We start from the raw sequence: 17,607 nt of genomic DNA on the forward strand, positions 1-17,607 counted from the left end.
GGTCTGTGGATCACTGTACGGGCTCCTGGGGGCCGATTGGCCGCCCCGGCGGGGGAATTGACGCCGAGGCAGGTGATCGACGCTAGGAGGCACCGCCAGGGGCGTTCTCGGGCTGTTGTGGATCACTTCCGACGGTATAGACGTCCTTGACCTTCACCTCGGTCACGCCGCGGCCCTCGGGGAAGACGGCCCGCCAGTCGCCGATGAGGTGGAGTTCGTCGGTGCCCATCGCGCGGACGACCATGAGGCCTTCGTCGTAGGCCTTGAACGCCTTGGCCCACAGGTTGGCGAAGGCCTGCGAGCGGATGAGGTGCATCCAGTCGGTGCGGTAGAGCTCGCGGTTGTAGTTCGACTCTCCCAGCGTGGAGACGAATTTGGAGTACATCGCCTTCACGTACTCCAGCGTCACCTCATCGCCCTCGGCGATCGCGCGGTCGCGAGAGTCGCGGAGCGTGGTCCGGAACTTTTCCAGCAGGCCCTCGGTGGAGCCGGACGTCCACGACTCGTGGATCTCCGGCGGGTCGCACAGCCCGTACTTCGGACCGGATACCCGCAGCAGCAGCCTCAGTGTCGGTTCGGTCACCCACAGCGGGCCCGGCTCGTCGCGCTGGCCGACCGGGTTGGGCAGGACCGCGTCGTGCTCCCACACGGGCGGGGTGATCAGGTGCAGGCCGGCGCGCTTCCGGTCGTGGATATTGCCGGTGGAGTGCTCGAGCTGCCCGAGCGGCAGGTGGGTCTTGAGGGCGGACAGGTAGGCACCGTTGATGTCCAACGCCGTCACCTCGTGCGCACCGGCCGGGAGCTCGCCCCGCGTCCACTTCGGGCGGGCCTCCCAGATCTGGTCGGCGCCACGTGCGGACTGCTTGCGCAGGATGTCCGGCAGCCACGGGTGCGCGACGACGTCGTACCGGCCGCCCTTGCGCGTGTGGTCCAGCAGCGCCATCGCGTCGGGGATCGCCCGCTTCACCAGCGCGGTCGTCGCCGCCTCCACATCGCCGGCGTGCTCTTCGAGGACGGCCGCCACGGCGGAGGTGATCGGGTCGACGATGTCCGAGGCTGCCTTCACCCGACGGCCGACCGGTGCCACCTTCACACCCTTGGTTGCCGCAGCCCGGCCGCCCTGCCACCCGGTGCGCGCGGCCTTGCCCGGCCGCTGGCTCGGCACAGCCTGCGAGCGGGCCGGCTGTACCCGCGGCTCAGACGGCTGCGGCTTCGTGGACACGACGGGTGCAGACGCCGGTGCCGAGGCAGCGCACTCGACGGGATCCAGATGCTGGGGGAAGCCTTCGACCTGCTGGCGCGCCGGCTGCCCGCACAACACGCACGGCTGCGGCGCGGCCAGCTCGCCGACGTCGTCCAGGACGACGGCCCGGCCCTCGTCGGTGGGCTCGTCCATGGGCGCGACGTCGTTGGGCGCTGGAGCGGTCACCGCGGCGGCGTTCAGCTTGGCGGCTGCGCCCTCGAGGAAGTACGCGTACTTCTCCCGCAGCTCACCGCCTGGCTCCCGCCCTGCTTCCCAGCCCCCGACCGTAGAAGTGCTGACCCCAAGCGCGGCCGCGAGCTGGGCACGCGAGAGGTGGAGTTCCTCGCGCCGCCGGCGCCGCTCCTCGGCGGGCGGCAGCGGCGCCCGGTCGGGGCTGGCGGCGGCGAGCAGGGCGTCAATCGCACTGCGGTCATCCATCGTCTGCTCCTGGCGGCTCATCACGAGGCATCCACGAGAGCCACGCGGTCCGGATGACAGTTTCCGCACTTCTCGCCAGAACCCAGCTCGCCGAGAGTCCGGAACCGGGGATTGCGCAGGGCAGCGGGAGTGCCAGGCCCGCACTCGCCGCACCACTCCGGCAGACCGCGCTTGCTCTTGCTCGAACGACCGGACTCGATGGCGACCGGCACAGTGGATCGCTCCGAATGCTGGGCAAGGTTAGTCCAGCCCCGCGGTGCCATCTCCCGGACGCGGTCACACAGCCACCCTTCCGGCAGCCCCTGCGCCAGCAACTCAGTGGCCTGACCCTCCAGCCGGGCATGCGTGGCCTTCAGCAACGGGCGTCCCAGGGCAGCGGCGTAGGCATCCACGATCCGTCCTGCTGCCGAGTGTGCCTTCCCTTGCTCGCGCTGCTGAGGCAGCTCAGCCCCTGAGGGGTTGGGCCCTTGGGGCGCAGCATCGGTCTCTCTCTCTCCGTCCGTCGGGACGTTCGCAGCACCCTCAGCGTGGGCTGAGACAGGAGAGAGAGAAGAGGGAGATTTAGAAGGAAGGAGAAGGGGGTCGGAATCCGACGGGGGTGTGGGGTCGGAATCCGACCGGGGGGGGGTCGGAATCCGACCCGGGGGGGTCGGAATCCGACGGGGGGAGGGGTCGGAATCCGACCCGGGGTCTGACCTGCGGTTTTCCTGAGGGGCGCTGAAGGTGAGCTCTTCCACGAGCGTCGGACCGTAGTCGGTGCGCGCCCGCTTCATGCTCGCCAGCAGGTCGAGGTTTACGCGGTACAGGTCGGCGATCCGCGCGTTGTTCTTGGGGCTGTACCGCTCCTTGGCTGCCAGCAGACCGCTCTTGATCAGCTTCTGCTTGTTCGCCTTGGCTGCCGACTCCTTCATGTGGGCCTCGTCCGCCAGCTGCTGCATGGAGGCGATCACGTAGCCCTTGGCGTCGGTGTGGTTGCAGCACGCCATCAGAAACGCGCCTTCGCCGACGCTCAACCCGTCAGCCTGGAAGACCAGGTTCATGTGCTGGATCACCGGCCTACCTCCCCCGCGACGCCGGCCGCGACAGACCGGGCAGGGTTCAGGCAGGCCAGAGCCGCGGCTGCGATCGCCGCGCGCGGTGGGTGTTGCTTGCTGTGCAAGGGGTCATCTCCCCAGATGAGGGGAGCCATGATCAGCGCGTGTGACCTAGCAGGGACCCGGAATAGTGGCGTTGCGCAGATTCCTGCGCATACTCTGGGTATAGGTGACCACGCGAGCCTGTTGGCTCACGGGCATCACCCGGCAGACGAGGTCACCTCGCTGCTCACGACTCAGGGCGCTGGAATCGGCTGAGTCGAACGCTGGGAAGCGGCTTCCGTTGTGGCGACGGGGGCCGCTTCGGCGTTTTACGGAGGTTGCATGCTCTCCTTCTAGATCAGGCGTCAGTCCTGCTGAGGGAACTTCGAGGCAAGTGCGTTCAGGAACCGGGCGTACGTCTGGCGGTGCGGCTGCCGTGGCTCCGCCCGTCCGGTCTCCCACCGGGCCACCTGCACTCGATGCACGCCGAGGGCATCTGCCACTTCGGCCTGGGTCAGATTTCCGGCCAGGCGAAGCCGAGCCCTTTCTGCAGGGCCTGGAAGAGCAGCGGCCCGGTTCAGCAAGGACTCGATCGGCGCGGGAAGTTCTTGCGCGGTCGACATACGCCTCCCTTCAGTAACTGGCATCCCGAACGCTACACGAAAGTGATCTGTCGTAAGGCGCCATCGAGGACTTGACGGCGTGTCGAGTGGCGATGCGCCTAGGGTCACACCCATGCGGCTCGTCCTCTTCGACCTCGACAACACACTGGTCGGTCGCACAGCTGTCTTCCCCAACGCCATCGCCGACTTGTGCAACGAGCGCAATTACGGGCCGGATGTCGAAGCGTGGTTGCTGGCAGAGCTGGTCCAGCGAGCTGCTCCAACTGACTTCGAGCGGCTGCGGGAAGCGTTCCGACTGGATGCGCCAGCGCTGCAACTGTGGCAGGAGTACGTCGACCGCATGGCAGCCGCCGTCACCTGTCGCCCCGAGGTCATCGAAGGGCTGTCCCGCCTGCGAGCGGCCACCTGGACGGTCGGCGTCATCACGAACGGTGCCAGCGACATCCAGCGAGCCAAACTCGTCGCCACCGGCCTCGCCGACCTTGTCGACGGCGTCGCGGTCTCGGGCGACTTGGAAATTCGTAAACCGGACCGGCGCCTGTACGACCTTGCAGCCTCCCGTTGCGGTTCGAGACTTGAAGACGGCGGCTGGATGGTCGGCGACAACCCAGCCGGAGACATCGGCGGCGGCTATCAAGCCGGCCTGCGCACCATCTGGCTGCGGGGTCGCCCCTGGCCGGACGATCTTCTCGCCGCGGACCACGTCGTCGACGACGTGACCGACGCGATCACCATCCTGCTCAACGAGACGGAGTAGCACCGTGGACCAGCCGACCGTCGGCATCCTCCACCCCGGCAGCATGGGCGCCGCCGTCGCAGCATGCGCCGCGACCAACGCCGCCGACGTTCTGTGGTGCAAGGCCGGACGCAGCCTCGCGTCCGCAGAGCGGGCTGCCCGATTCGGTCTCACACCGGTGGCCACGCTTCCCGAGCTGCTGGACCGCAGCGACGTCGTCATCAGCCTCTGCCCGCCCGCGGCCGCCGAAGAACTCGCAGCCGACGTGGCATCACACGGCTTCGGTGGCTCATACGTCGACGCCAACGCCATCAACCCCGACCGCATGCTGCGCATCGCGGCCCTGCTCACCCCCTCCGCCGAAGCCGTCGTGGACGGAGGTGTCGTCGGTTCGCCGCCAACCGGGGGCAAGTCACCGACGTTGTATCTGTCCGGGCCGTCCGACGCGACCGCGCGGATCGAGGCGCTCTTTGCAGGCACCGCCGTGCACACCGCGACGCTGGGCACAGAGGTCGGGAAGGCCTCGGCGTTGAAGCTGTCGTACGCCACTTTCCAGAAGACCTCACGCGTGCTTGTCGCGCTCGCGGTCGGCATGGCACGCGAGCACGGCGTCGACCAGGACCTCATCGACGTCGCCTCCCGGCGTACCGACTCGTACCTGGCAGAACCGCAGTACGTCGCCAAGGCCGCTGCGCGCGCCTGGCGTTGGGGCCCGGAGCTGGAGGAAGCCGCCGACATGCTCGCGGACGCAGGCCTCCCGCCGGAGATGCTGCGCGCTGCCGCGTCCACGTTGGCACGGTGGAACGACGTCAAGGACGACCACGAGCTCACGCTCAACGATGCCCTGGACCGACTCGCCCGCCCGTAGCCCGTGCTCATGCCATCGCCGCTCCCGCGCGCTGAGCCAGCAGCTGGTCGACGAGCCGCGCCACGTCCGACGGTGATGCCACCGCGGTGTTCACGGTCAGGTCCCAGACCGTCTCCGGGCATGCGTCCAGGTCGTGGCGGGTGGCGTCCCACGCCGCCAGACGTGCCGTGGTGTCGCTGTCACCACGCCGTTCGGAACGGTGCGCGGTCACCTCGCGCGGGCACCACAGCAGTACCGTCGCCCAGTCGGCCGGATAGCCGTCGACCACAGCGCGGACGCCGTCGATCTGTCCCAGGTGTATCACCGGCACGGCGGCCGCGAACACGGTGTCGAGGCCAGGCTTGTCGATGACGTAGGTGTTGCCGTAGCGGTGGTTCGCGTACACGACGTCGCCTGCGGCCTCGAGCTTGCGCAGTTGCTCCGCCGTGCTCATCCGGTAGCCGGCGGTTTTGCCGGACCCGACCTTCAGCCGCGCGAACTGCGCGTATCTCGCCGGGTGCAACTCGGTGAGTGCCGCGGTCACAGTGTCCTTGCCCGCAGCTGGCGGCCCATAGAGGACAAGTCCCTGCTTCGCGGTCACGCGTATACCGTCCCCATCGCCTGTCGGGCTTGGTCCGCAAGCGACACTGCCGTCCCCAGTCGGTTGTCGACGACCAGGTGCGGCACCGCGGGCCGCAGGTCCAGGTCGATGGTCGCCATGTACTCGTCCCACCGCTGGAGCTTCCACGCGTCCCGGGCCGCAGAGCGGAAGGTGATGTACTCCCGCATCGACTCCTCGTCACAGCGCACCCAGACCGGGAACACGTCGACACCCATGGACGCCGCCCTGTTGGACAGGCGCTGCATCCAGGCCGCGTCGGTCATCTCCGCGATGAACGGCGCGCTCAACACCGTGGAGATGCCGCACTTGATGTTGGCCATGGCCGACTGCATGAGGCAGTCGTACTCCACGGACCGGACCTCCTTCCTGTAAAGCTCGGTGTGCCGGTCGTTCGGATCGCCCCCCAGCGCGACTAGGAGGCGCTCCACCAACGGCCGGGTCAGCGGATCTTTGTCGAGGAGCGGCCAGCCCGTGAGCTGGACGAAGAACCGGGCCAACTCGGTCTTCCCGCTGCCGGCGAACCCACCAACCAGGATCAGCACAGGGCGGTGCGGGTCACCGCCAGTGTGCCGGCGCTTCCACGCGTCGATGATGCGCTGCTGCAGTGAGAAGTGATCGGCATCGCCATCGCCGGGAGCTATGCGATGGATCGCCCGCTCGACCGCCAGGACCTGAGCGCCGTTGAGACGGTCGTCCATCGGCGTGAGCTTGAAGGACGTCTCTTCACCCGGCAAGGCGGTACGAAAGCCCAAGTCGGGCTCAGTGGCGCGGTAGAGCAGACAGTAGGCGCGCCGGTAGTGCGGGCCTGGGTAGACCTCACCCTGCTCGTGCTGCCACAACGTCTGGGGATTCGCTGCGGGAATGCCCTTGAGCTTGGCCTGCTCAGCGACTTCCCTAAGACGCTCACCCGCCTTCTCCAGAGTCAGGCCATGAGCCTCGCGCTGCTCACGCAACCTGTCCGGGCGCCAGCCTGCGCGTTGCTTCCCCACCCCTTGCCGCTCCGTCATCCTCATGGCCGCGAGCCTAGAGTGCAGGCCGGAAATCCCATGTGTACGCGAATGTTGAAATCCCGTGAATGAGGATGCGTACAGGCTTCGACAAGCCGCTGTGATGTTGGCTCGCCAGCACAGCCGCTGTGATGGGCCCCACACAGAGGAACTGTCAGGCGGAGGCCAATTATGAAGATTTGGAACTTAGGCGTTGAAGTCGTACTCCAGGATGTACGAAGCGCTGTCCATGGTCATCTCGTTCACTTCCACGACGGAACCCTCAGCGTCATAGGCGGTACGGAACAGCTTGATGACCGGCCGCTCTGTGGGCAGCTCAAGGCGCTGTGCTTCATCGGAACTCGGAAACCGGCACCGGATCTCTTCCCGGAAGTGCGCGGGAGCGTGTCCAATCTCGGAAAGACGGGCGTAGATGCCGCCTTCCCCAGTGTCGACACGGGTGATAGCCGTGCCGCTGACCAGCTGCAGTGGCAGGTACGAACTGGCGAGCATGACGGACCGGTCATCCAGCACGAAACGCCGAGAGCGGGCACATACAGGAGTGCCCTCTTCCAGCCCAAGCAAGTGCGCAATGTGCGCAGGCGCGGGAACGGTATCGACTCGAACATCGATCGACACCGGTCGCTCTTCGTCCGCCGACCAGATGGACTTCCCTTCGCCCCAATGGTCCCGGGCGAGACGCTGGATGCCGCGGCGTCGGATCGGTCGGAAGGAGACGACGCGAGCGCCGGCTCCGCGTTTTGTCTCCACTAGCCCCTCGACCCGAAGGACCTTCAACGCCTGCCGGGCCGTGAGAGTCGCGACGTCGTACTGCTCCGCCAGCGCGGATTCCCCCGGCAAGCGATCGCCAGGGCCGTACTGACCAGCCGCGATGGCCTCTCTGAGGTCATCCGCGATGCGCTGATACTTCGGCCGCTGAGGCCCGTTCTCGCTCGCCATACGTAGTCCCGTCTCCCTACCTCGTTAGCGATCCTACGGCCGCTCGTGATCGAGGACTGGAACGGGTGCCGAGATCGGCACAGGCTTTGTGTTACGCAGTGTAGCTCGTTAGCGAACTTCTTGACATCGTTAACGAGCAAGAGTGTACTTGCCTCACCTCGTTAACGAGGTTGATCGCCCCGGAGGGCTCCGCGAGGGCTCAAGGGAAGCGTCAGCTGTTTGAGAACTCCACAGCGTGATCCACCACAGCTACGACAGCCGTGACCACACCGGCTGAGTGAGTGGAGATCCGTCGTGAGGCGCCATCACCCACGGTGGTGGCAGTCGACACGTGCAACAACCCGTTAGGCGCTCAGCATTGGCGGCCTGGAGGCGGTAAGACGCAGCCAGGCGCTCATTACTGACGGGTAGTACGGAGGGTCGACACCCCCATGACGCTAAAGAACGATGCGGCACACCTTTGCTGTGACTGACCCGTCCGGACGGATCTCCCGGACGACGAGCAGCCCGCATCTATCGGAGATTCGACACCCCCAGGTGTCGTGCAACCTCGCAGCCTGTGCTGCCCGCCGCCGACCGAGCTCGCCTTTTCGGGACTCGGTGGCCGGCGGAGTGCGCAGGACGCACTTCCCGCCCCGTTCGGTGGCGGGGTCATGACGCGACGAACCCCCAGGGATTGCCCTCCCCGGGGGTTCTTTGTCGCAGGTCCCTTTAGAGAGGACGACCTGCATGCCCAGCATGACAGCACTGATCAACCCTGCCGAGGCCGCCTCCCGGCCGGAGCTGCCGCGCCGCCCGGTCCCCCACGAGCGGACGCCGGACCGGCCGACCCCGTCCGGTGGCCGGCCGCACCCGCGTACCGCGCACATCGTCGGCGACCCGACGATCCTGGAAGCACTGCGCCTGGTCGTCGAGCAGCAGATCGGCCCCCGCAAGCCGGGTGCGATCTACCAGAACAGCGACGGTGCCTTCGAGGTCCTCTCCGTCACCCGTGACCCCGAGCGCGCCCGGGGCCTACTCCACCGACGCTGCGCGCAGTGGGCGGTGATCGTCCGCGACGTGCTGCGCCCGGACGGTGAACCTTTCGTCATCGGCACCGTGTGGACGACGTCCGACCGTCTGGTGCGAGAGGCGGCGGCCCGGTGAAGGCCCGGCTCGCTCGGTTACGTCACCTGCACGTACTGCGCGGCGCCGGGCAGTGCAGCCGGTGTAGCGGTTGGTTCGACGACTGGCCTGGCGGCGTCTGCGCGGCCTGTATCGCCATCGGCCGGTAGCCCGTGTCTGACGATCTGCACCGCCGCTACCAGGACGCGCACACCGCGCACCAGGAGCACGCCCGCACCTGCACCACCTGCACCGACACCAGGCGCTGCCCCACCGGACAGCGCCTGTACGAGGCGTTCACCCGCCTTCAGGACGCCTACCTCAACCGTCAGCGCCAGCAGCGGCGTTGACACCGACTCTCGGGAGAGCGAATGCGATTCGAGACCACCTACCAGACGTTCGCCGGACCGGTCCTGTCCGCGAAGCGCACCATCGTCAGCGAGGACGAAGCCCACCGCGTGATCGGCGCGAACCTGGTCGCCGGGTTCGAGACCCACGTCCACACCAAGAACGCCCGCGGCGAGCAGCTGTGCACCCGTGACGGCCGCCCGCTCACCGTCGTCGCACTCCACGGCGCCCGCGTCGTCAGTGCCATGGAGTTCGTACACGTCTGACCTGCTGAGCCACTGTCTCAGCCGACACCGCCACCTCTGTCGGTTGCCTGACCCGCACGGCCCCACCCACTCCTGTGGGTTGGGGCCGTGCGCGGTCCAGGGGAGCCGCGCAGCCGCGCACCCCACCCCGACCTCTTCCGGAGGCATCGCAATGCGCATCGCGCCCACCCCGTCGACCTCCCGGCGCCAGCCGCCGTCGCTCTGCCGGCACACCCCGGCCTGTCCCGCCGCCGACAGCAGTGACGCCGAGGGCGCCCGTGTCGTGGCCGGCCAGCCCGAACAGGGCTGGAGTCTGCTGTGCAACGGCGTGTTCGTGTTCGCGGACACCGGCGAACTGCTGCCCGACGGCCGCATCGTCGCCCCGCACCGGCCGGCCCTCGCCACGCACTGACGCCTTCCACGCCCACGGCGCCCGGCCAACTGACAGCACGCACGGCCCTGTTTCGGCGCCGCGCCTGCTCATTTCGGGAGCAGCCGCCCGCGTTTCGCGGGCAGCCCCCGCCGTTTCGCGCACCCCCCTGACCCCCTCTCCCGGAGGCCCTCATGGCGATCACTGACGTGCCGCAGCGCGCGGCACCCGACACTCCCGATTCGCGCCCACCCACCACCGTTTCGGAGACACCCCGCTCGGTTTCGGGAGCGGCCTCCACCGTTTCGCAGACGCCGAAGCGGAACGCGGTCAAGCCCGGACGCGACCGGCTGATGACGATCCTGTCGGTGGCCGCCGCGACCGGCGGGCCGCTGATCGGCGCCATCGGCTTCGCGATGTCCTACAGCACCCTCGCGAAGAAGGCATTGAGCTGGGGATTCAGCCCCGATCTGGCGCCCTGGTTCCCGGTCGGCGTGGACGCGTCGATCATCGTGTTTCTCGCGCTGGACCTGTACCTCATCCGCAAGGACACTCCGTGGCCGCTGCTGCGGGCGGCCGCCCACGTGATGACGTTCGCGACGATCTGGTTCAACGCGTCCTCGCAGGGCCACATCAGCGACGACCCGGTCAGGGCGGCCTCGCACGGCGTCATGCCGCTGCTGTTCGTGATCGGCGTCGAGGCCGCACGCCGGCTGTTCATCAAGAAGACGCAGATCGAAGCGGGTACGGCCACCGACCGGATCCCGCTGCACCGCTGGATCCTCTCCCCCATCGGCACCCCGCGCTTCTACCGGCGGATGCGGCTGCACAACGTCACCTCCTACCCGGAGATGATCCGCCGCCAGCAGGAACTCACCGCCTACAAACAGTGGCTCTCCCGCAAGTACAAAGGCGACCTGGCCAAGGCCAGCGACGATGAACTGCTGCCGATGAAGATGGCCGCCTACGGCTACACCGTCGACGAAGCGCTCGCCATGCCCGAGCAGCAGGAAGCCAAGGCGCAGCAGCGGGCGGAGGAAGCCGAGGGCCGACGCCGCGACGCGGACACCCGCCGGGAGGTCGCGGACAAGCGAGCCGAGGCGGACCGGCTGCAGGCCGACGGGGAGCTGGAGGCGGTGCGAGCCCAGGTGGAGGGCACCACCGCGCAGGCCCGGGCACACGCCCGCGCCCAGGCCAGTGCCGCCGAGCGGGCTGCTGAGCAGGAAGAGCAGGCGCTGGAGACGGCTCTCATGGCCGAAGCCCGCGCCCGCCAGGAGCAGGCAGAGCACCAGGCCGCACAGGAACGCGAGCGGGCAGCCGAAGCGGACCTGCGGGCAGCGGAGTTGGAGCGCCAGGCAGCCGAGAAGCGGAAGCAGGCGGCAGAGGCCGACCGTGCTGCCGCTGCAGAGGCGCAGGCGGTCGAAACCCAGGCGGCTGCCGAAGCCCGCAAGGCCGCCGCCGAAGCGAACCGGCGTGCTGCCGAAACGGAGAGGGCCGCTGCCGAAACGCAGCGCGTCACTGCCGAAACCCAGCGGCTCACCGCCGAAGAAGCCGAGCGCCAGGCGAACGCCGACGCCGGCGTCCAAGCGGCCCGGCGGCGTGAGGCCGAAGCCGAACTGGCCGCCGCCGAAACGCGACTGGCCGCTGCCGAAATCGAGCGGCGCGCGGTCGAAATCGAGGACGCCGCGAAGCTGAGCCCGCGCCAGCGCGCGGTCCGCAAGGTCGCCCGAATGATCCTCGCCGTCGACGGCCAGACCGACCGGCTGCCGCTCGCCGAAATCCAGCGCGAACTCGCCGTCACCTCGCCCGGCACCGCCTCCGAGTACCGCCAGGAGGCCGCCGAACTGCTGGCAGGCGGCTACCGGCCCTGAGCTGGCGCAACACCCGTCCGACGGTTCCACCGGCCCCCGAGCTGCTGATGACAACTCGGGGACACGGTGAAGGCGCCGAGACGCCGCCCCAACCTTCCCCCGGATCCGGATCCCCGCACCACCCCACCTGAGGAGAAAACCCCTGATGAGTAAGGACATTGCATCCCGCGTGACGACCGGCGTGCAGGCGCTGGCGCTCCCCGGACAGCGGGAGGGCTGGCAGGCGCAGCACCGCGGCAGCCTGCTCTCCGACGCGCAGGCCTACGACGCCCTCGCCGACGCCGTCGAGGCCGATCTGAAGGGCCGCCGCCTGGACGGTGACCTGCCCTGGGGGCTGTCGGCGGCGTCCCGTGCCCGTAAGCGGGTCCGGCCGCTGCGGGACACCGCGCGCGCCATGCGCAAGGCCGCCAAGGCCATCAACAGCGTGGTCGCCGCCTATGAGGAGACCCAGCCTGAGGTGGTGCTGCGCCGGCGGGAGGACAAGGCGCTGAAGAAGGCGCAGCGCAAGCAGAACGTGCAGGTCACTGCCTACAACAGTGCCGACCAGACCCTGCAGCGTCTCGCCCCCGGCACAGAGGAGGGCGCACCGGCCGGGCAGGCCCGGCTGCTGGGCGACTTCTTCGGCCCGGGCCAGCAGCGGCGAGGCGCCTGATGGCAGGCACGCCACTGTCCCCGAAGCAGGCCGCCCACTGGAACCGCCGACTCGAACAAGCCCGCGCTGCCGGTGAGCGCGGGCCTGAGGAGTTCTTCCGCGTCTGGCTCGACCTGGTGAAGGTCTCCGCCATCCAAAAGGCCCGCCGCACCGGCGACCACAGCGTGTTCAACGCGCTGTCGGCGGAGCTGGAACGCATCTACCGGGATCACTGCCAGTAATCGTCATCGTCATCATCATCACCGCCGAAATGAGGGTTGACGGGGCTCCCAACCACGCGTACGCGTACGCGTACGAGGCGCCTCTTCTCCTTCACCGGCAGTAACCGTGAGAGGAGGGCCCCGTGTCCGACGACGACCCCCCGGACAACGTCCGTCAACTGCCCCGGATCGGCTCCCCGCCGCCCCCGTCCGTGCCACCCCCCGTCACCCTGGACGGCCCCGACGAGGACCGCGATTCAGCCCCCGGGCCTGTTCGAATTTCCGCTTTCGACGCCCCCGAAGTACCCCACGCGCCGCCCCCGCCCACGGCAGGGGCGGCGCTGCGCAGCGAGGGCTTGAGCGAGGGCGAGCAGCCACCCGACGCGGGCCCGCCCCGCACCGGCGCGCTGTCGCTCGCCGCGATCCTCGCGATCGCGCTGGCCGCGTTTGAGGGGCTGCAGACCTGGATCCAGGAATCCGGGCCCCGCCGGGCGGAAGCCGCCGCGCACCAGCGGGAGATGGAACTGCTCGCCGCGAAGGCCGGCGCCGATGCCACCCGGCACGGCGCGGAAGCCGACGCGGCACGCGCAAAGACCCATCGCGGCGGGGGTGTTCAGTCCAGCCGTGACTACGGCCGCAGCGCGCTCGGGCGGGGCTCTGGCAGCCCCGGACGGGCCGGTGGCGCACTGGGTTCGGGCGGTTGGCGGGGAGGCGGCAGAGGGTTGTTCAACGGCTCTCCGCACGGTCCCGGCGGCCGTTCCAGTCACGGCCGTGCCGGAGCCGGCTTGTTCGGCGGCGGCACCCGAAACGACGGTCACCGTGGCCGCCCGGACGGCACCTCGGGACGCGGCAACGGAGGCGCAGGCGCCGGGCTGTTCGGTGGCGGCAGCCGTCCGGGAGCCGGCGGCGGCCGCAGCAACGGCAACGGCAAGGGAAGCGGCGGCAACGGCAAGGGCCCGGGAAGCCCGGGGTCGGGCGGACACGGCGGCGGCACCGGTGGCGGCAAGGGCGCCAGCAGCGGCGGTGCCGGTCGCCGCTCACCTCGGCAGGCCGTCTCCGACTGGTTCAGCAAGGGCAAGGGCAAAGGTCCCGGTCCTGCAGGCAGCGGTGGAGGGGCGCAGCAGAAAGGAGCTGCCGGCGACCGGTCGGCGGCCATCCAGAACGCGCTGAAGAAGACCCGGCAGTCCCGCACGGGCGGAGGTGCCACGGCGCCGACGTTCTGGGAGGCGGCCGGGGACCGGCTGCAGGACCGGTGGAAGAACCGCCAGGCCCGCACCGCCGCATCCACGGACGCGACGGGCAAGCAGAAGAAGGATGGTTCGGGCGGCGCCCCCGGCGTCAATGACGGCTGGTCGCCGAACGGCCGGACCACGTTCCGCTCGGCTGTCTTCGATGCGGTCAACGAGCGCTGGTCCAAACGCCGCGACCAGTGGAAAGCCAGGGGCGGTCCCCGCACCCGCCGCCCCTCCCCCGGCACCAACGGCCGGACCGCTCGGCCCGGTTCGGCCAAGGCCGGCCCGGGTGGAGCCGCTCCCGGACCGGGCGCGCGCACCGGTCCGGAGCCCGGCCATTCCGGTCCTCGCAGTTCGCCGTTCGACACGGACGCCGAGACCAACGTGACGATCACGGTGGAGCAGGTCGACCCGCCCGGCACCCACGCCCGCCGCTGGGAACCGGAGGCCATCGCCCCATCGCGCCGCCAGCTGCCCGCGCGCGGCACCCCCGTCCTCTCGCGCGCACCGCAACGCTCGGCCGGTACCCGGCCGGGAACCACCCGCAGGAAGGACCCCATCCCTATGCCCCCATCCGCATCCAGCCCCTCCCCCGTCGTCCAGGTGACGCCCCCGCCCGCGAATGCGATGGCCGGACGGCACGCCACGGAGATCAGCCTCGACGGTGCCGTGAAGGCACTCACCCGGCTGACCACCGAGGGGATGGAGACCTATGACGACTGCAAGCAGTTAATGCATCAGGCCCGGCGCCTGTTCACCGAGCTCGAGGTGATGGCCAACGACCTGGCCAACCACCACAACATCACCGGCGCGCGCACCGTGCGCGCCATGGGTGTGCTGATGGAGAGCGTCGGGATGCTCGCCGGCAACGCGGAGCGCATGGCCAAGTCCGCGCTGAACGCCGCGGAGCTCGCCGAGGCGGAAGAGACCGCGATGGAGCGGGACTACCGGCCCACCCAGACCGCGGCCATCGACGCCGGCCTGGCCGCCCCCAGCGCCCGCATCCACAACGAGAACTGACCAGGAGAACCATGGGAGAGATCGCTCCTGCCGTCGCAGCGGACGGTGCCGCCAACGGCTACCTGTCCATCAACGCCAAGTTCACCGCCCTGCAGAAGGCGGCCGCCGGCCTATTCGAGCACGCCGAGCAGATCGCACAGCGGATGCGCGCCAACGCCGATTCGGCGGTCGTCGTCGCGGAGTTGTGCGCGGCCGCGGAAGCCGATGCCCGGCACGTCGCGGCCGTCGCCGAGGTCGGTGAAGCGTTCGGGCAGGTCGTCGGCGGCTGCAAGCGCCTGCTGAGCTCCGCCGAGCAGACCCACCAGGCCGCCACCGACGTCAAGGCCGCCCACCAGGCGGAGTACGGCCCGGTGCACGCCGCCGCCACCGCCTCGAGGGCCCGCCAGGCCAAGCCCGGCTTCTACCAGCCCCTCTAACTCGCACCCGACCCGACCGCACGACCCCGTGGGGCTGCATCCGACCTGGTGCAGCCCCACCCGTTTGCCCCTCACCCTGGAAAGGACCGATCTGCCGTGATGCGCAGGATGCCCACACGGGCGAAGACAGAACTCGCCGCCTACGGGGCATCCACCGCCGCCCTCGCGGTGCTGCCCAACATGGAACTGCTGCCCGCCCACGCGACCGTTGCCGCGATCGGCGGCGTGAGCACCTGGTGGCTGTACCAGCGCGTCAAGCACGGCGACTTCCCCAAGGCGCTGCGCTCCGCACAGCGCCTGATGGGCCCGCTCACCGGCAGCGCCGTCTACGCGACGGCCGCCATCGCACCCGGCAACAGCTGGTGGGAGATCCCCCTCGCCGTCGGCTGGGGTGCCCTCATGTCAGCCTGGCTTCCCGCCAGCCGCTCCACCTGGACCCCGCCCGGCGACCTCACCACCGTCTACCCGTCTGGGTTCGCCGGCCTGGTGATGCGGCTGTGGGACCAGCACGAAGTCGCCCTCGGCACACGGCTGGAGAACATCCAGCAGACGATCTCCCCCAGCCACCCCGACTTCACCTGCGACATCGTCGCCCCGACCGGCAAGCCCGTCTCGAAAATCGACGACAGCGTCATCGCCGCCTGCTTCGGCGTGCCGACCCTGGCCGTGTCGCTGCGCGAGACCGAGCACGGGCCCGGCCGGATCCGGCTGACCGTCGCCCCCACCCAGGAAGCCGGCCGCAGCATCGACGACCTCTGGTCGACGCTCATCTCCCGCCCGGGCGGCGCCATCCCCGGCAGCACCATCGTCCGGGTGGAACGCCAGCACGCCCAGGGCCAGCTACCCGCACGCGGCATGATCCTCGCCGCCGTGGAACCCGGCGAGGTCGCCCGCGTCAACTTCGACCAGCTGTGCTCCGCGTTCGGCGTCAAGGCCGAAGAGATGCGCCTGGTCGTCGAAAGCCGCGGCAACGAAGTCCTCGTCACCCTCTACGAGGCCGCGCCGCTCAAGGTCGCCCGCCGCGCCACCCGCGAGCTCCTCACCCTGGACGCGTACGGCCGCTACACGATCGGCACCGCCCACGACGGATCCGACGCCAAGGTCCACATGCGGTCCGCGTCCGGCACCTTCCACGGCTTCCTGGTCGGCGTCACCGGCTCCGGCAAAACCGTGTCACTGGCGCTGATGTGCGCGGCGTGGGCGCTGGCCGGGATGGCGAGCTGGGTGACCTCCGCCCGACCCGACGCACAGATGTCCGCGGTCGGCCGGCACGTCGACCGGCAGGGCTCCGGCCCCGTCTTCACCTGGTGGCTGCTCAAGGCCGCGGTCGCCCTGATGGACGTCCGCGGCCAGATGAACACCGAAGCCGGCCACGACTACTCCCCGCACTCCCCCTACCCGGCGCTCACCCTGGTCCTGGACGAGTTCAACTCCCTCACCGGGGATGACCTGTTCGGCGACGAGATTGCGCAGATGACGGACGTCCTCGCCCGCGAGGGCCGAAAGTTCGGCATCGGCGTCATCTTCGCCGGGCAGTCCCTCAACCTCGACAAGCTCGGCGGGTCCAGCTCGCTGCGCGACCAGGTGCAGGGCGGAATCGGCGTCGTCCTGCGCATCACCGGCGGGATCGCCGCCCGCCAGGCCACCGGCGGCCTCGCCGGGGACACCGACCTCCCGCCGGTCCCCGACCGGCTCGGCGCGCACATGTCGCTGATGGACCGCATGCTCGGCACCGCCACCGACGTCCCCGGCGAAACCACGCAGGGCATGGGGCACACCGTCACCGGCTCCGACGCCACCATGATGCGCACCCTGTACGTGCACCTGCCCGACGACGGCTCCCCCGACGGACTCGACGAGATCTTCCCGGCCAGCGGAGCCATCAACACCCTCACCGACCGCGAGATCGATGCCCTCAGCGCGCTCGGTCTGTGGCACGAGTGGACGATGCCGCCGCCCACCGGGAGGGAAGACGACGGGGACGGTGGGGGCGCGGCCCTGATTGGCTCGTTCACCCCGCCCCCGGCGGCCCGCAAGCCGAAGAAGAGCAACGTCAAGGACAAGATCCTCGCCGTCGTCGACCGGGAGATGACGGCCAAGGAAGTCCGCGAGCAGGTCGACGCCGCGGCCGGCAGTATCCGTAACGCCCTGAGTGACCTGGTCGTCGACGGGAAGCTCCGGCAGCCGCAACACGGCGTCTACGCCCCCGCGGGCGCCGACGTCACCGCTGGCCCCGAGCAGGGACCGGTGGAGGGTGAGCAGCTGCCCGAGGGAGTCGATGCCGAGCTGCTGATGCTGGCCGCCGACCTGGTGGTCACCACCCGGTTCGGATCCCAGTCGATGCTGCAGCGCAAGCTGCGCGTCGGGTTCGCCCTCGCCGGCGCCCTGCTGGACGCGCTGGAAGAGCGCGGCCTGGTCGGCCCGGCCGACGGCAGCAAGGCCCGCGAGGTCCTCGTGCCCATCGGCGCCGACGAGGACGTCCTTCGCGAGCTGCGCGCCGACCTCGGACCGGTCCTCCAGGACTGACCCACGCGAAGGGGCCCGGCCACACCAGCCTGGGCCCCTTCGCACCTCAGCCGGCCGGATACCCCGGCCGGATCACCCCATCAAGGAGACTG

The 17,607-nt window shown here is 69.7% G+C and carries 18 protein-coding genes; 12 read left to right on the forward strand and 6 right to left on the reverse strand.

Annotated features, from left to right (window positions below; translation table 11 throughout):
- Positions 1 to 82 precede the first annotated feature (82 nt).
- The 3 genes from B0675_RS39380 to B0675_RS42650 form a co-directional block, all read right to left on the reverse strand.
- Positions 83 to 1,681, reverse strand: a complete 1,599-nt coding sequence (locus B0675_RS39380) for a helix-turn-helix transcriptional regulator (protein ID WP_081224632.1) — start codon at positions 1,679 to 1,681, stop codon at positions 83 to 85.
- Between the two features lie 20 nt (positions 1,682 to 1,701).
- Positions 1,702 to 2,733 (reverse strand): hypothetical protein, encoded by a 1,032-nt coding sequence (locus B0675_RS41165; RefSeq protein WP_143661167.1) that lies wholly within the window; start codon positions 2,731 to 2,733, stop codon positions 1,702 to 1,704.
- 389 nt (positions 2,734 to 3,122) lie between these two features.
- Positions 3,123 to 3,560 carry a helix-turn-helix transcriptional regulator gene (locus B0675_RS42650; RefSeq protein WP_347111311.1) on the reverse strand — a complete coding sequence of 146 codons (438 nt, stop codon included), beginning with the start codon at positions 3,558 to 3,560 and terminating at the stop codon, positions 3,123 to 3,125.
- On the opposite strand from B0675_RS42650, the gene B0675_RS39395 reads away from it, so the two are divergent.
- Both B0675_RS39395 and B0675_RS39400 read left to right on the forward strand, forming a co-directional pair.
- Positions 3,493 to 4,137, forward strand: coding sequence for an HAD family hydrolase (locus B0675_RS39395; RefSeq protein WP_081224635.1), 645 nt, complete (start codon positions 3,493 to 3,495; stop codon positions 4,135 to 4,137). The two genes, B0675_RS42650 and B0675_RS39395, sit on opposite strands and share 68 nt — an antisense overlap.
- Before the next feature lie 4 nt (positions 4,138 to 4,141).
- Positions 4,142 to 4,984 carry an NAD(P)-dependent oxidoreductase gene (locus B0675_RS39400; protein ID WP_081224636.1) on the forward strand — a complete coding sequence of 281 codons (843 nt, stop codon included), beginning with the start codon at positions 4,142 to 4,144 and terminating at the stop codon, positions 4,982 to 4,984.
- 7 nt (positions 4,985 to 4,991) lie between these two features.
- On the opposite strand, the gene B0675_RS39405 is transcribed toward B0675_RS39400, so the two are convergent.
- From B0675_RS39405 to B0675_RS39415, 3 genes are all read right to left on the reverse strand, one after another.
- A complete protein-coding gene (locus tag B0675_RS39405; protein WP_081224637.1) occupies positions 4,992 to 5,564 on the reverse strand; it encodes a guanylate kinase in 573 nt (190 codons plus the stop codon).
- Positions 5,561 to 6,598, reverse strand: a complete 1,038-nt coding sequence (locus B0675_RS39410) for an AAA family ATPase (RefSeq protein ID WP_241540201.1) — start codon at positions 6,596 to 6,598, stop codon at positions 5,561 to 5,563. The genes B0675_RS39405 and B0675_RS39410 overlap by 4 nt, the downstream gene beginning before the upstream one ends.
- Before the next feature lie 180 nt (positions 6,599 to 6,778).
- Positions 6,779 to 7,531: a GntR family transcriptional regulator gene (locus B0675_RS39415; RefSeq protein WP_081224638.1), complete on the reverse strand. Its 753-nt coding sequence runs from the start codon at positions 7,529 to 7,531 to the stop codon at positions 6,779 to 6,781.
- A gap of 729 nt (positions 7,532 to 8,260) precedes the next feature.
- On the opposite strand from B0675_RS39415, the gene B0675_RS42370 reads away from it, so the two are divergent.
- The 10 genes from B0675_RS42370 (at position 8,261) to B0675_RS42375 (ending at position 17,515) form a co-directional block, all read left to right on the forward strand.
- Positions 8,261 to 8,677, forward strand: coding sequence for a hypothetical protein (locus B0675_RS42370; RefSeq protein ID WP_241540202.1), 417 nt, complete (start codon positions 8,261 to 8,263; stop codon positions 8,675 to 8,677).
- A gap of 131 nt (positions 8,678 to 8,808) precedes the next feature.
- Positions 8,809 to 8,985: a hypothetical protein gene (locus tag B0675_RS41680; protein ID WP_179165573.1), complete on the forward strand. Its 177-nt coding sequence runs from the start codon at positions 8,809 to 8,811 to the stop codon at positions 8,983 to 8,985.
- Positions 8,986 to 9,006: 21 nt separating this feature from the next.
- Positions 9,007 to 9,249, forward strand: a complete 243-nt coding sequence (locus B0675_RS39425; RefSeq protein ID WP_081224639.1) for a hypothetical protein — start codon at positions 9,007 to 9,009, stop codon at positions 9,247 to 9,249.
- Between the two features lie 151 nt (positions 9,250 to 9,400).
- Positions 9,401 to 9,640 carry a DUF5999 family protein gene (locus B0675_RS39430; RefSeq protein WP_081224640.1) on the forward strand — a complete coding sequence of 80 codons (240 nt, stop codon included), beginning with the start codon at positions 9,401 to 9,403 and terminating at the stop codon, positions 9,638 to 9,640.
- 152 nt (positions 9,641 to 9,792) lie between these two features.
- Positions 9,793 to 11,469 (forward strand): DUF2637 domain-containing protein, encoded by a 1,677-nt coding sequence (locus B0675_RS39435; RefSeq protein WP_081224641.1) that lies wholly within the window; start codon positions 9,793 to 9,795, stop codon positions 11,467 to 11,469.
- A 145-nt stretch (positions 11,470 to 11,614) separates the two neighbouring features.
- Entirely contained in the window at positions 11,615 to 12,121 is a 507-nt protein-coding gene (locus tag B0675_RS39440; protein WP_143661168.1) for a hypothetical protein, read from the forward strand.
- Positions 12,121 to 12,342: a hypothetical protein gene (locus B0675_RS39445; RefSeq protein WP_081224643.1), complete on the forward strand. Its 222-nt coding sequence runs from the start codon at positions 12,121 to 12,123 to the stop codon at positions 12,340 to 12,342. Before B0675_RS39440 ends, B0675_RS39445 begins: the two co-directional genes overlap by 1 nt.
- Before the next feature lie 122 nt (positions 12,343 to 12,464).
- On the forward strand, positions 12,465 to 14,573 hold the full coding sequence (locus B0675_RS40925; RefSeq protein WP_143661169.1) for a hypothetical protein: 2,109 nt from the start codon (positions 12,465 to 12,467) through the stop codon (positions 14,571 to 14,573).
- Positions 14,574 to 14,584: 11 nt separating this feature from the next.
- Positions 14,585 to 14,989 carry a hypothetical protein gene (locus B0675_RS39460; protein WP_081224646.1) on the forward strand — a complete coding sequence of 135 codons (405 nt, stop codon included), beginning with the start codon at positions 14,585 to 14,587 and terminating at the stop codon, positions 14,987 to 14,989.
- 99 nt (positions 14,990 to 15,088) lie between these two features.
- Entirely contained in the window at positions 15,089 to 17,515 is a 2,427-nt protein-coding gene (locus B0675_RS42375) for a DNA translocase FtsK (protein WP_241540203.1), read from the forward strand.
- Positions 17,516 to 17,607: the final 92 nt, after the last annotated feature.

Origin of the sequence: Streptomyces sp. M41(2017), from assembly GCF_002078175.1 — a bacterium.
In the GTDB taxonomy this organism is placed as follows: Bacteria; Actinomycetota; Actinomycetes; order Streptomycetales; family Streptomycetaceae; genus Streptomyces.